12 protein-coding genes are annotated in these 14,172 nt (G+C 54.4%); 6 read left to right on the top strand and 6 right to left on the bottom strand.

Features of this window, described 5'->3' with window-relative positions; translation table 11 throughout:
* Positions 1 to 29: 29 nt before the first annotated feature.
* On the bottom strand, positions 30 to 926 hold the full coding sequence (locus tag DCC81_RS10280; RefSeq protein ID WP_108688201.1) for an aldo/keto reductase: 897 nt from the start codon (positions 924 to 926) through the stop codon (positions 30 to 32).
* A gap of 99 nt (positions 927 to 1,025) precedes the next feature.
* On the opposite strand from DCC81_RS10280, the gene DCC81_RS10275 reads away from it, so the two are divergent.
* The gene (locus DCC81_RS10275) at positions 1,026 to 1,490 is read left to right on the top strand and encodes a VOC family protein (protein WP_108686564.1); all 465 of its coding nucleotides are present in this window, start codon (positions 1,026 to 1,028) and stop codon (positions 1,488 to 1,490) included.
* A gap of 188 nt (positions 1,491 to 1,678) precedes the next feature.
* Here the strand turns inward: DCC81_RS10275 and DCC81_RS10270 are convergent, their stop codons facing one another.
* From DCC81_RS10270 to DCC81_RS10255, 4 genes are all read right to left on the bottom strand, one after another.
* A complete protein-coding gene (locus DCC81_RS10270; protein ID WP_205686307.1) occupies positions 1,679 to 2,989 on the bottom strand; it encodes an alpha-L-fucosidase in 1,311 nt (436 codons plus the stop codon).
* Between the two features lie 97 nt (positions 2,990 to 3,086).
* Positions 3,087 to 4,397 carry an APC family permease gene (locus tag DCC81_RS10265; RefSeq protein WP_108686563.1) on the bottom strand — a complete coding sequence of 437 codons (1,311 nt, stop codon included), beginning with the start codon at positions 4,395 to 4,397 and terminating at the stop codon, positions 3,087 to 3,089.
* A gap of 148 nt (positions 4,398 to 4,545) precedes the next feature.
* Positions 4,546 to 6,189, bottom strand: coding sequence for a sensor histidine kinase (locus tag DCC81_RS10260; RefSeq protein WP_108686562.1), 1,644 nt, complete (start codon positions 6,187 to 6,189; stop codon positions 4,546 to 4,548).
* A 143-nt stretch (positions 6,190 to 6,332) separates the two neighbouring features.
* Complete coding sequence (locus DCC81_RS10255) at positions 6,333 to 6,734, bottom strand: response regulator transcription factor (protein WP_108686561.1); 402 nt, start codon at positions 6,732 to 6,734, stop codon at positions 6,333 to 6,335.
* A gap of 338 nt (positions 6,735 to 7,072) precedes the next feature.
* Between DCC81_RS10255 and DCC81_RS10250 the strand changes: the two genes are divergently transcribed.
* The 5 genes from DCC81_RS10250 (at position 7,073) to DCC81_RS10230 (ending at position 12,991) form a co-directional block, all read left to right on the top strand.
* A complete protein-coding gene (locus DCC81_RS10250; RefSeq protein ID WP_133177627.1) occupies positions 7,073 to 8,179 on the top strand; it encodes a hypothetical protein in 1,107 nt (368 codons plus the stop codon).
* 89 nt (positions 8,180 to 8,268) lie between these two features.
* Entirely contained in the window at positions 8,269 to 9,159 is an 891-nt protein-coding gene (locus DCC81_RS10245) for a DUF4349 domain-containing protein (protein WP_108686559.1), read from the top strand.
* 164 nt (positions 9,160 to 9,323) lie between these two features.
* Positions 9,324 to 10,349 carry an aldo/keto reductase gene (locus DCC81_RS10240; RefSeq protein WP_108686558.1) on the top strand — a complete coding sequence of 342 codons (1,026 nt, stop codon included), beginning with the start codon at positions 9,324 to 9,326 and terminating at the stop codon, positions 10,347 to 10,349.
* A gap of 232 nt (positions 10,350 to 10,581) precedes the next feature.
* A complete protein-coding gene (locus DCC81_RS10235) occupies positions 10,582 to 11,598 on the top strand; it encodes a DUF6807 domain-containing protein (RefSeq protein WP_108686557.1) in 1,017 nt (338 codons plus the stop codon).
* A gap of 34 nt (positions 11,599 to 11,632) precedes the next feature.
* Positions 11,633 to 12,991 carry a Gfo/Idh/MocA family protein gene (locus DCC81_RS10230; RefSeq protein ID WP_108686556.1) on the top strand — a complete coding sequence of 453 codons (1,359 nt, stop codon included), beginning with the start codon at positions 11,633 to 11,635 and terminating at the stop codon, positions 12,989 to 12,991.
* 105 nt (positions 12,992 to 13,096) lie between these two features.
* On the opposite strand, the gene DCC81_RS10225 is transcribed toward DCC81_RS10230, so the two are convergent.
* Positions 13,097 to 14,050, bottom strand: a complete 954-nt coding sequence (locus DCC81_RS10225) for an endo-beta-N-acetylglucosaminidase H (RefSeq protein WP_205686306.1) — start codon at positions 14,048 to 14,050, stop codon at positions 13,097 to 13,099.
* Between the last annotated feature and the right edge of the window lie 122 nt (positions 14,051 to 14,172).

Genomic DNA, 14,172 nt, shown 5'->3' with positions numbered 1-14,172 from the left:
CCCCGGAGCGCTGGTCAATGCCTTCCTGCTTAGCGGTGTGATTCATAGAACCTGGCAGGCATTACACTGGCCAGGGATTGCATTTCACCAGGCGTAAGTTCCGGTGTGTCACTAAGGGCCAGGGCTTGCTGCAGTTGGGCCTCCGTGCGGATGCCTACTACCACGCTGGTAATGGCCGGGTGCTGCAATACATAGCGCATGGCGGTTTGCCCCATGGTACGCCTGGGGCCGGAGATGGCTTTTACCGCATCGCTTTGGGCCTGCACGAGGTCCGTGGTGAAATCTGAATATTCCGTAGCGGGCTTCCCGGCCAGCAGGCCTTTGGCCACGCTACCCCGGGCCAGTACGCCAATATTGTTGGCTTCCAGCAGGCCAAGGACCGTTTCTTCCGGGCGGCGGTCCAGCAGGCTGTATTGCATCATTACACTCACTATGTTGGAGCGCTCTATCCAGGTGCGGATCACATTAGGACGGATGGAAGAAATGCCGTAGTAGCGGATCTTGCCCTGCTGTTGCAACTGCTCAAAGGCGCTGATGGTCTCATCCGTAGGATCGTCCAGGGTGCCGCCATGCAGCTGGTAGAGGTCCAGGTAGTCTATTTGCAGGCGGCGCAGGCTGTCTTCCACCGCTTTCAGGATGTATTCTTTGCGCGGGTTCCAGTCCCAGCCGCTGCCATCAGCGCGTAGCTGGTTCCCCACTTTGGAGGCGATCACCACCTGGTCCCGCCGGTCGTGGAAGGCTTTGCCAAAAAGGGACTCATTGGCGCCCTTGTCATACAGGTCTGCCGTATCAAAAAAGTTGATGCCACCGGCCAGGGCCTGTTGCAGCAGGCGGATATTATTGCTTTCATCGCCCTGGAGCGACATACCCCCGAAAGCCACTTCACTGACCCGGAGGCTTGATTTTCCCAGCGTGTGATATAACATGCGAATGGATTTTATGCCAGGATGAAGGTAGCACATTACATGCCAGGGCTGTTGTAAAAAGGGCTTGACATTCTGCGCATTCCCCTGTAATTTGTTGGCATGAGAAACTTATTCTTCACCGGCCTGCTCACCATTGCAGGCCTCACCGGACAAACCATGACGGCCGCTGCACAGCAACATTCCACGCCACAGCTCAATCATGTAGCTGTTTATGTGTACAACCTGGCAAAGAGCACAGATTTCTACACCCGCATCGTGGGCCTGGATACCATTCCGGAGCCCTTCCACGATGGGCGCCACACCTGGTTGCGCATTGGCGCCCACAGCCAGTTACACCTCATCAAGGGCGCCGCGTCCATCACGGAGCACGACAAGAACAGCCACCTCTGTTTTTCTGTAGCGGACATCAATGCCTTCATGAAGCGCCTTGATGAAAACCACATTGAGTATGGCAACTGGGCCCAGAACGCCCACGCCCCTACCGTGCGCCCCGATGGTGTAAAGCAGATCTACTTCAAAGACCCGGATGGATACTGGTTGGAGGTGAATGATGACAGGTTTTAAATTGTCTTAAGTCCCAGGTCTTAAGTCTTAGGTACCAGGCCCTGGGTAGCGGATAATGTAAAAAGCCGGCAGTGATGATCTGCCGGCTTTTTGTTTTATCGTATGCAACGTTTAAGACCTAAGACTTAAGACTTAAGACTTAAGACTTAAGACTTAAGACCTAAGACCTAAGACCTAAGACCTTCTGTTCACTCAAAAGAAAGATCAATAATATTATCATACGCTACATCGCCCAGGCCATCCAGGTAAAGGAGCACGCCTTTATCTACCAGGGTGTACTTCACCGTTACTTCGCTGCCATAGATGGTGGCCTTTCTCAGGTGGCCGGGGATGTTGGGCAGGAAGAGCGGGTTAGTACCGGGGGTTTGTAAAATATGCACGTACTGGTGCCCGGCACGCTGGGTGGTAACGCCCCAGGACTGCGGTGCCAGGAAGCCGGCGCGGGTACCGTAAATAGCGCCACCGTATTGTTTCATCCATTTACCTGCGGCGCGCAGGGTATCTGCAAATTCGGGCTGGATCACGCCATCGGCCATCGGCCCTACATTGAGCAGCAGGTTGGCATTGCGGCCGGCAGCGCTTACCAGCAGTTGTATGACCTGGCGTACCGTTTTGTAATGATGATCTGTGATGGTGAAGCCCCAGCTGCCGTTCATGGTCTCACACGTTTCCAGGGGCAGCGCCTGTGAAATGGTGGCGCCACCGCTGAAGCCTGCTTTGTTTTCACCCGGCAGGTCGCGCTCAAACATCTGGAAATCTTCCCCGTCGCGGGCGGCATGGTGGTGGTTATTGCCGATCAATGCATCTGGTTTCAGTTTATGGATGAGGGCATAGATCTCGTTAAAACGCCAGTCCACGTCCTCGCGCTCCCATTCCCCGTCAAACCAGATACCGGCAATATCCGGGTAGTTGGTGAGCAGCTCTGTAAGCTGGGCTTTCATGAACGCTATGTAGTGATCCCAGTCGCCTTTTGTGGGCTTGCCGTTCACGATGGGCGAGCCATACCCGTAATCAGCGCGGCCCCAGTCCAGCAGGGAATAGTAGAAGAACAGTTTAATGCCCTGGGCCTTACATTCCTTCGCCAGTTCTGCCAGCGGATCCTTTTTGTAAGGGGTGTTCATGATGTTGTATTCAGATGCCTTGGTATTGAACATGCTGAAACCGTCATGGTGTCGGGAGGTGATGGTGATATATTTCATACCTGCGTCCTTGGCCATTTTTACCCAGGTCTTTGCATCAAAGTTGTGGGGGTAAAAGGCATCCGGCAGGCGACTGTAATCCGTGTACGGGATCCGCTTGTTGTGCATCACCCATTCTCCATCGCCCAGGAGGCTGTACACACCCCAGTGAATGAAGAGGCCAAAACGCATGTCACTGAAATTGTCGCGGGCCGTAAGGCGGGCCTGGGGCACAGCGGCCTGCTGCGCGCGCAGGGAGCCGGTTTGCAGTAGAGCCAGCAAGAGCAGCACTGGCAAAAAACGGTGGGAAGTTTTCATCATTTTATTCCTGGGTATTATTTGGTGATCGCTAACATGGAATCCGGCAGCACAATGCCCAAGTTAAAGCATAGACCACAAAAATGCATATTTTTTCATATCATTTTGTGCGCCGCCACACCCGCACCAGCTGCCACATGGCCTCCGCGCTTACCAATGACAAGCCGGCAAAAAGCAAAGGCCTGTTATTGCCTCCCTCCTGCAGCGCGCCCACCAGCGCTACTACAAACACGGCCAGGGGCAGCAGCGTCATCAGGCAAAGGCCCGGGATGCCCAGCGGGATGCGGAACGGGCGCTCCAGGTCCGGCGCTTTTTTACGCAGGAGGATGAGCGCTATAAACTCCAGGAACAAGGCGGTGCCATACAACGTAATATCAATAATAAGCAGGTCTTCAAAGGTCCAGATCACCAGCAGGCTTACAGTCACCGCGCAGCAAAGGATAGACACCCAGGGTGTTTCAAAACGCGGGTGCTCCTTGCTCAGCACCGCCGGCAGCAACCGGTCGTCTGCCATTACTTTGGGCATGCGCGATACGGATAACATCACGGCAGAGAAAAGCCCCACCGCACTGGCCATGCCGCCTACGGAAAGCAATGTCCCCAGCCAGCGCCCGCCTATCACCTGGCCCAGCACGGGGAAGCCCTGGTCCTGCAGTGCTGCCACATCAATGCCGCTGTGCAGGGCTACCAGCACAGTGGCAAAGTACAGCACAAAAATGAGCAGGAAGGCCACGCCCAGCGACCAGAGATAACTCCGCACCGGGTGGTCTACTTCTTCCGCGTAGGTGGTGGCATTGTCCCACCCAAGGAAGTTCCACATCACCGTGTACAGGCCCATGCCCAGTGCGGGCAGGGTCATATGCCGCGTGGGATGGGGCAGTTCCCATACATGCCCCACGGGCACATGCCACAGCGCCATGCCGGCCATTACCAGGAAAGGCAGCACCACCAGGCCTCCCAGGGCCAGGGCCGTCTTGCCCACCGGTACAATGCCGCGGTAGTTCAGGTAGGCACATCCCCAGATAATAGCCCAGCAGATGGGCAGCTTGTAATGTGCTATTGCCGGGAAAAAGAAAGCGGCATATTCCACAAACAACACCGGGTAAATGGCCAGGTCTACAAAGGTGTACAGCCAGGTCCACCAGCCTTCATAAAAGGCCCAGCGCAGGCCCAGGCCCTGCTTCACCCATTGGTAATAGCCCCCGTTGAGGGGCATCATGCTATTGAGCTCCATCACGGTGAAAATGGTAGGGATGTCCCAGAGAATGGGCACCGCCAGCAGTAACAGGATGGCATTATTGCCCCCGTAGAAAAGCAGTGGCTCCAGGCCATAGGGCCCGCCGGAAACGGTAAGGAATATAACGGCCGCCAGCTGCGCGGGGCGCAGCATTTTGCGTTTGCTGTGTTTCAAATTGGAAAATTTCTGAACGCTGCAAAATAACGAAGCCTTCTGAGGAATACAATGCAGGTGTGCTTTGGGAAGACAGGATATTGTATTGGGCAGGAATGTCCTTCCGGCAAGGAAGCACCGTAAGGGTGGCAACAGGCCCTGGCAGCCATTATGCCGGCAGCAGCACTGTAAAGGTGGCCCCGACGCCCTCCTGCCCCGTGGCGGCAATATGCCCGCCGTGGTTCTCCACGATCTTACGGCAAAGCGCCAGGCCAATGCCTGTGCCGCCAAACGTATCGCGGCTGTTCAGGCGCTGGAAGATCACGAAGATCTGCTCTGCATAAGCCGGGTCAAAGCCAATGCCGTTGTCTGTAAAAGAAAGTTCATAATAGGTGCGGGCCGGCAGTGCGGGCGTGATGGGGAGTGCATCACCTTCCACCTGGCGGCAGCTGATCTCCAGCAAGGGCTCCTGGGTAGAGAACTTCAGCGCATTGCCTACCAGGTTGGCAAACAGTTGATGCAGCTGTGGCGCAAAACCGCGTACCACGGGCAGTTTCACGGTTTTTATCAACGCATGCTTCTGTGCAATGAGCAATTCAAAGTCCGATAGCACCGCCTCCAGCGTGTGGGAGAGATCCACGGCTTCCATTGCATCGGCGGACTTTGCCAGGCGGGAGTAATTCAGCACATCCTGGATCAGGTTAGACATGCGGGCGGCGCTGGAGCATATCTTCTCCAGGTATTTACCCGCTGCTTCCCCATCGCGGAGGTTGCGGCCCAGCAGGTCTGCAAAGGTCTGGATCTTGCGCAGGGGCTCCTGCAGGTCATGGCTGGCAATGTAGGCAAACTGTGCCAGCGCACTGTTGGATTTTTCCAGCAGTTCATTGGATTCCTGCAATGCCTTGGTACGTGCCTGCACCAGCGATTCCAGTTCCCGCCTGGCCCTGCGCTGCTCCGTTACATTCATCACTGTACCAATAATGCGTACGGCTTCATGCTGCTCATTATAAGTAGTAACACCATTCACCTTGATCCAGCGCAGGTGCCCGTCCGGGCGGATGAGGCGCACCTCAAAATCCAGGCGGCCTTCCTGCACCGCAGTTTGTGTGGCCTGGTATACTACCTGGCGGTCGTTTACATGAATGAGGGCCAGCAGGTCGTCCAGGTGCCAGCCGCTGCTCACATCGGTGCCCAGGATATCGCGGTAACGTTCGGATGGGTGCAGGCGGCTGGTTTGCAGGTCCAGCACCCAGGTACCCATTTCCGCGGCGTCTATGGCCTGGCGCAGGTGGCCTGCTTCCGTGGCGTGTTGCAGCAGCGCTTCCTTTTCCGCCAGGGCCGCTTCAGAACTGCGCTGGGCCGTTACATCCATCATCATGTTGATGGCTCCCTGCACGCTGCCATCCGGGTGTACCAGGGGCACCATATGCGGTATGATCCGGCGGCGGCTGCCATCAGGGCGGATGACCACGCATTCCTCGTTGACCAGTGGCTCACCGGTGTGCAGTACACGCTTAAGGGGCAGCGCATCTTCCGGGTAAGGCAGGCCGGTGTCTGCACGCAGCAAACCCGCGGCCCCGCACCAGTGCTCGCCTGGCTGGGGGCGGCGGCCCCACAGGGCTATGGCTTTTTCGTTGTAAAAGGTAATTAACCCAGACGCATCTACGGTGTAAATGGCTACGGGCAGGATGGTGAGTATTTGCCGGAAGTAAGGTTCATCCGCGAGGGCAAGGCGTTGAAGGTCCTGGTCCGCCAGCAGGGCGCTGGCCGGCTTGTTCTTCCCTTCGTTTGTTATAAATGACGTTGGCTCCATGATCCCTTACTTCCCAATTGCTGATTGTCTATAAAGCTGATAAAATTAGGAAAAAAACATGGCAACTTATATTAGGATAGGATTAAGAGCGGGCGGGCGATAATATGTACAATGATTGCAAGGCTCCCTGGAAGGGAAGACCATTATTCCACCAGGAAGATCTTATTGCGGATGGCGTACAATACAAGCCCCACACGGCTTTTCACCTGCAGCTTCTCAAACAGGGCATCCCGGTAGCCATCTACGGTATGTACGCTTACATTCATGCGCGCTGCAATGTCTTTGTATGTCAGCTCAGAACACACGAGCTTGAGGAATTCCAGCTCCCGCGGGTTCAGCCCTGGCATAGCGCGGATGGAAGTGGCGGGTTGTAGTTCATCCAGGTTATTGATGGCGTGAATGAGTTTACCGGTCACCATTTCGGTGTAATAGTAACCCTTCTGCACCAGGGAAGTAAGCGCCTGTTCCAGCTCCTGTTTTTTAATGTCTTTGAGCACATAGCCCTTTACGCCCAGAAAAGGGGATGTTTCACCATGTTGAGACATCCCCTTACTGCGTTTATACAGTACCGCTGGCGCAGGTAGCCATTTTCATCCAACTCGCCCAGGGCTCATTGCCATAACTGTGGTACTACTGGGAGGAATGGGCCATCTCGTTTCCAGGAGCGTTGTTCATTAAAATGACCGGGCAAAATTCCGGCGATGCACGCGGCTGGTGAACGGATAAAGCTGGCCGGAACATGGATAATTTGGAAAAGGGGCAGCAATACCCCGGCACCGGCCCGCGTTATAACCAGGGACGCCTGCACGTTCAATGGGGAATTATCCCTATTTTAGCCGTTGTCCGCCCTGCCTTTGTTACGCTAAGAAACGAACCTTCATACATGAAACGACTTGCTTTTTTGATCGCAATGTTGCTGCCCCTGCTGGCAGGCGCCCAGGTAAAACTGGAAGAAAAGATCGCCTCCAGCTTCTCTGCTAAAATGGGAGAGCATTACCAGCTTATGAATGATACCATAAGCGACTACATTGCCTCTGCCATGACCAGGGCCGGCACTGGTGGCCTGGATATAGACACCACCATGATGAACCTCCAGAAAGATCCCGCAGCCCTGGATAACGCCCTGAAATATTTTTACCAATACAGCAACGTAAACCGCCAGCAGCTCATTGCCAACCTCCGGAACTTTGGCTTTAGTACCAACGATGCCTTTGCCCTGGCCACCTACACCGAAAAGAAATTTAAATCAGACAGCAAGAATATCCTGGAGGATAAACATCCCTACGAGCGCTCCGGTAACCGGCCAGCCGATGTAGCCGCCCAGGCAGCCCGTGATGCGGCAGCCCTTAAAGCCGCGGAAGAAGCGCGCGCCCAGGCCGCGGCGGCCGCAGCAAAACCTATTGTAACGAAAGACAGCGCCGGCAATACCATCACCATTGCCCCGCCTCCTCCCCCGCCGCCCGCGCCGGTGTACAATATGGACGCCCGCAACCTCATGAAGATCCATGATCCCAAAACCCTCTATGATCTTTATGGCAAAGAAAATATCACCATCCGCAACACTACCGATGTAGCAGGTAATGATGTGGGCGAAGCTTATGTGCTTTTCCCCAATACCGCCAATGAACTGGAACTGCTCATGCATGCAGACAGCAGCAATGTGCTCACCTTCACGCAGGAAAACTCTTCCTGGAAATTCCCTTACGGCATTAAAGTGGGTGACGACCTGCAGAAGGTGGTAAAGCTCAATGGGCGCAATTTCCGCATCCATGGCTTTGAGTGGGAAGATGGCGGCACCGTGGCAGATTGGGAAGGCGGCGCCCTGGAGGGCAAAGGTGTGGAAGTGCTCTTTAAAGTAGTGAACTCCGGCGATCCTAAATTATATGACGCCGTAACCGGCGAGAAGAAAGTTGACTCCGATAGTGGTGCGCTGAAGAAAATGGGCGTGGTGGTAGAGAAAGTGTCATTTACCAGCAACCCGGAAAAATAATTACTCACTGATCCATGAAACGTGGGGCCATCCTCGGACAGGGGTGGTCCTATTTTTTAGCTACCCTTATCCCTAAAACGTACCCGCCCATGACCCAAGCCTCCTTTAAACTCCGCTTCTGGCGCCTGTTTCGCTGGTTACTGTACCTCTTCCTCCTGCTGTTTCTGCTCCGCCTGGTTTACGGCTATCTCTCGCCAGGCAATATCCCGGACGACTTCACCCAACAGGATTTTTTCAGCGGTATAGGCGACTTGCGCAGCAACTATGCTTCTGAAAAAGTAAAACAGGTGACGATGAATGCGCCGCCACCGTCCATGCAGCAGGACCAGAAGTATGAAAAAACAGCCACCATCAGTTCTTCCACCGCCAGCTTTGATAAAGATGAGCAGGATGTCCGTAAAAAAACAGTGCAGTTCAATGCCGTGATCCAGTACGAGCGCAGCATGGGCAACAAGGGCAACCGCCAGTTGCACCTGCTCATTGGCGTGGTGCCGGAAAAGTTCGACAGCTTTTACGTGGCCATGCAGCAGTACGGGCATGTGCAACAGATTTCCGTGGTAAAAGTGGACAAGACCAATGAATACCGCCAGCTCAATGCCAAAAAGATATCACTGGAAAAAACGCTGGCCTCCCTCAATGAGCTGAAATCCAATGGCAGCCGCAATCTCAGTGATCTCATTACCCTGCATGACAAGATCCTGGATATTGAATCACAACTGCAGGACCTGGGTGTATCCCTGGGTAATTTCAATTCGGAAAATGAATTTTGCACCATCCGCCTGTCCCTGTACGAAGGCGCCCGCAAGATCACGGGCATTACCTTCCCACAGCGCCTGAAAGTGGCCCTGCAATGGACTATCCGCTACTATGCCCTGCTGATGACAGGCCTGGCTGCTGCCAGCATACTGGTCTTCTTTATGCTGCTCATCCTGGACAAGCTGCACGTGATCCAAAACACTTTAAAGAAAATCGGGGAATAACGGCGGAAGCCCTGCTCCATGCAGGGCTTTTTTATGCATACACATTTTGGGTCAACAGGAAGTTAAGCCGGTACTAACTAAATAAATATTGCCAAGGGTTGTAGGTCATTTTTTAATTTCAATAAGTTACCCGTTTTGATCCTTCACCCAAAAAATGTTAAACGATGAAATACAACCTGCTTGGCAATACCGGCCTGAAAGTATCTGAGCTTTGCCTGGGCACCATGACCTTTGGGGGCAACAAAGGCATCTGGGCGGCCATTGGTAACCTGGACCAGCCACCGGTAGATGCATTGATAAAACGTGCCGTAGACGCCGGCATCAATTTTATAGACACCGCCAATGTGTACTCAGAAGGCCTCTCCGAAGAAATGACCGGCAAGGCTATCCGCAACCTGGGCCTGCACCGCGATGACCTGGTACTGGCCACCAAAGTGCGTGGCAAAATGGGCGAAGGCCCTAATGACAGCGGCCTTACCCGTAAACACATCCTCCGCCAGGTGGAAGACAGCCTGCGCCGCCTGCAAACAGACTATATAGACCTCTACCAGATCCACGGCTACGATCCGCTGACGCCCCTGGGTGAAACCCTGGAAGCCCTGGATACCCTGGTGCGCAGTGGCAAGGTGCGCTACATTGGCGCCAGCAATCTGGCCGCGTGGCACCTCATGAAGGCCCTGGACTATTCCCACTACAACCGGGTGGCCCGCTTTGAATCATTGCAAGCCTACTACACCGTAGCCGGGCGCGACCTGGAGCGGGAACTGGTGCCTTTGCTCAAAGACCAGCAGGTAGGCCTCATGGTTTGGAGCCCGCTGGCAGGCGGCCTTCTTTCCGGTAAGTTCACCCGCAACAACCAGCAGGCGGAAGGCGCCCGCCGCACCAACTTTGATTTTCCGCCGGTGAATAAAGAACGCGCATTCGATATCGTGGAACTGCTGGCAGCAATGGCGCCTGCAAAAGGCGCATCGGTAGCCCAGCTGGCCCTGGCCTGGCTGCTGCACCAACCGGTGGTGAGCACCGTGATCATTGGCGCCAAGCGCACGGAACAACTGGAAGACAATCTTAAATCCGTAGATGTGACCTTCACCCCGGAAGAGCTGGAACGCATTAACGCCATCAGCCAGTTGCCCGGCGAATATCCCGGCTGGATGGTGGAACGCCAGGGAGCAGACCGCAAAGCGGAATAAAATTTTTCTCCCGGAAGAAAGGGCTGTTTCAAACTTTGGAACAGCCTTTCTTATTCGGATGCGTATTGGTACGATGCCCGGCGCCTTCCTTTTACCTGTGAGATTTCCCCTTTTTTCATGCCGGCACTCCCTCCCAATTACTTTTTTACCTATCTTTTAAACCTGATTTTCTAGCTGACGGAAACTACCACGCCTCGTTTGCATTTCCACGTGTACCATAAACCATTCACTTATGAAGCATTGCTATGCCCTGTTGCCACTGCTTTTGCTGCCATACCTGCTGCATGCACAGCACAGTCATGTAACCTTTAACCCGGCTAAAACACAGGCTGCTATTGAAGTGCGCCTGGACGGCAAATATTTCTGCAATTTCATTTACCCGGAAAACCTGGAGAAACCTACCCTGTGGCCTATCTTCTCACCGGGTGGACATATGATCACGCGGGGCTGGCCTCCAAAGGCCGGCGAGCGCACGGACCATCCCCACCATGTAGGCCTGTGGTTCAATTATGAAAGTGTGAACGGCCTGGATTTCTGGAACAACTCATCCGCCATTCCCACAGATAAAAAGATGCATTATGGATGGATACGTCATGTGGTGCCCACTACGCACGACAGCACCTTGTCTTATACTGCCAACTGGGAGAACCAGGCCGGCCACGTACTGCTGAAAGAGGCTACCAGTCTCACTTTCAGCGGTAATAAAACGATGCGCATCATTGACCGCACTACCACCCTCACCGCGCAGGGCGACACTGTGCACTTCCCCGATACCAAAGATGGCCTGCTGGGCCTGCGCGTAGTAAGATCACTGGAGCTGCCGGATAGTGCCAAAACATTTACCGACGTACATGGCAATGTGACCACCACCGCCGCTACAGGAGCAGACGCTACCGGCAACTACCTGACCAGCATGGGCAAAACCGGCAATGATGCCTGGGGCACACGTGGTGAATGGTGCATGCTTTATGGCAAAGTGCAGGGAGAAAATGTGGCCATTGTGATCATTGACCAGAAAGACAATCCCGGGTTCCCCACCTACTGGCATGCGCGCAACTACGGCCTGTTTGCCGCCAATCCATTGGGACAGAAGGTATTCAGCAACGGGGCCCGCTCCCTTAATTTCAGCCTGGCACCCGGCGCCTCCGCCACCTTCCGCTACCGGGTAATCATTTTCAGCGGACCGGTACCTACAGCGGAAGCCATCAATGCACAGGCAGCACGTTTCAACACGCCGTACAAACCTTAAACATCATATTTCCTTCCAACAAAACTCCACTGTAATGGAAAACTCAAGACGTGAATTTTTAAAGACATCCACCCTGGCGGCAGCCGGTGCTTACCTGGGCGCCATTGGCTTCTCCGCCAAAAGTTATGGCCGCATCCTGGGGGCCAATGACCGCGTGAGAATGGGCGTAGTAGGCTTCTCAGACCGCTTCCGCAACTCCCACTTCCCCAGCTTTGTACAGCATTATAAAGAACTGAACTTCGATATCGTAGCCGTATCCGACCTGTGGAAACTGCGCCGCGAAGAAGGCCAGGATTTCCTGAAATCCAAACTGGGCAATGATATTACCGCCTGCCGCAACAATGACGAACTGTATGCGCTCAAAGATATTGACGGCGTGTTCCTCAGCACTGCCGATTTCCAGCACGCACTGCTCTGCGCAGAAGCTGTAAAGGCAGGTTGCGACGTGTATTGTGAAAAGCCCTTCGCAGAAACGATGGACGATGCTATCTATGCACTGAAGACGGTGAAGGCATCAGACCGCATTGTGCAGATAGGCTCCCAGCGCCGCTCCGGGGCTAACTATAAAGCCGCGGAACAATTCATCAAATCCGGCCAGTTTGGCCCCATCACCATGGTGGAACTGACCTGGAATGTGAACCAGCCCGGCCGCTGGCGCCGCCCCGACCTGGTGGCCAAGTGCAAGGAAGAAGACCTGGACTGGAAACGCTTCCTGCTCAACCGGCCTTACGAACACTTTGATCCCCGTAAATATCTGGAGTACCGCCTGTTCTGGCCCTACTCTTCCGGCCAGCCCGGCCAGTGGATGTCTCACCAGATAGACACCGTGCACTGGTTCACCGACCTGAAACACCCCCGCAGTGTGGTAGCCAATGGCGGCATCTACACCTGGAAAGACGGGCGCCGTAACTGGGATACCACAACCGCTGTATTTGATTACGGCCCCAGCGATGATCCTGCGACCGGCTTCCAGGTAGTGTTCATGTCGCGCATGAACAATGGGGATGAAAATCCCAAGGAGATCTATTACAGCAACGGTGGCACGCTCAATCTCAATACCAACAAGATCACGCCCGAAGGTGGCCTCCGCGAAAGGGAAGCAAAGCAAATGGGCCTGCACGCCAACTTGCTACCGGTAAAAGATCTCAGCGAAATGGCCATCAAAGTGGAAGCAGGCGCCAACACCGGCGGAGACCAGCTCACATCCGCGCACGTGCGCAATTTCATGGAGTGCATGCGCAGCCGCAAGCAGCCAAACGCACCCGTGGAAGCCGGCTACTACCACTCCATTGCCAACATCATGACCAATGCAGCCGTGCACACCGGCGGCAAGGCCACCTTTGATGAAAAAACACAACAGGTAATGGTGAACGGGAAGGTGTTTAAATATTAAATTGTACAAGGCTCTTCATACCGTACGCGCAAAGCACAAAACGGCCGCCTGCAAGGATTTGCAGGCGGCCGTTGTTTTTCTCTCCATGACCGGAATACGGAAAAGTTACTGGCTGGTCCAGGGTTGTGAGCAACCGGCCGGTGCCACTACGCTATCGTTATACAGTGCTTTCGACGTGCCTTGCAAATAACTGGCAATGCTCGTTTGCGTAAGGTTATAAAACAACATCACCCCATAACCATCGCTCACGGTGCGCTGGGCAAAGGAAGTGGATGTGCTGCTGCTGGTGGAAGTTACATCCACAGCGGCCGGACCCTTCTGGGCTTTGGTGAGGCCCGGCGTGGCCGGCACGGAGTAGCTGCCGTAATACGGGTTCCACGCATAGTTGGCATATTCCCCGATGGTGTGCCCGCCGTAGCTGCCATAACTGGCGGCTACACCAATGTTGTAAATAGAAATGGTCTTGCCAGGCAGGCGGGAACGCAGCTCACTGAGCAGTAGGATCAGGGAGCTGTCGTTTGGCTGGGGCAGGCCGTTGTTGCCATAGTCTGCATATTCATCATCGAAGTCAATGCCATCCAGGCCGTACGTGTTTACAGCATCGGCCAGTTGCTGCGCAAAATCAGCCGCGGCGGCCCTGCTTGTAAAATTGCCAATGCCGGCGCCCTGGTGATTGCCCAGGATAGACAAGGTTACTTTAATGCCCTTGGCCTGCAGGGGCTGGATGTAAGTGGCCTTGTTGGTGAGCACCTTTGTCACATTGGGATTGTTGTACAGCACCGCTTTGTGTGCAGTGGCGTCGTAGTTGATGTTTGCAGCAAAGATGATGGCGTAGTCGAAGAACGGGGCGCCGCTTTTCTTCAGGGAATAGCAGCCCACGTTGAGCAGGTTGTTGTTGTTCACCTCTACGTACATTACGCTGATGGGGCCGGACTTGGCCGTGACGGCGCGGGGTGAGGTCTGGTCAGCATTGGATGGAGCGTCCTGTTTTGTACAGGCTGTGTAGAACAGGGTTGCGCAGGCCGCAGCCATGAGCGCAAAGCGGGTTGTTTGTTTCATAACCGGGTAACAATTTTGTTGAAGAGTGATGGTTTAGATACGGTTTCCGGCAAATAACATGGAGAAAAAAAATGGATACTGTTCTTTTAATGTACGATTATTTCATGGCATAAAAAAACGGG

It is taken from the genome of Chitinophaga parva (assembly GCF_003071345.1).
GTDB classification, from domain to species: domain Bacteria; phylum Bacteroidota; class Bacteroidia; order Chitinophagales; family Chitinophagaceae; genus Chitinophaga; species Chitinophaga parva.
This window is presented reverse-complemented; position numbering and strand designations above follow the sequence as displayed.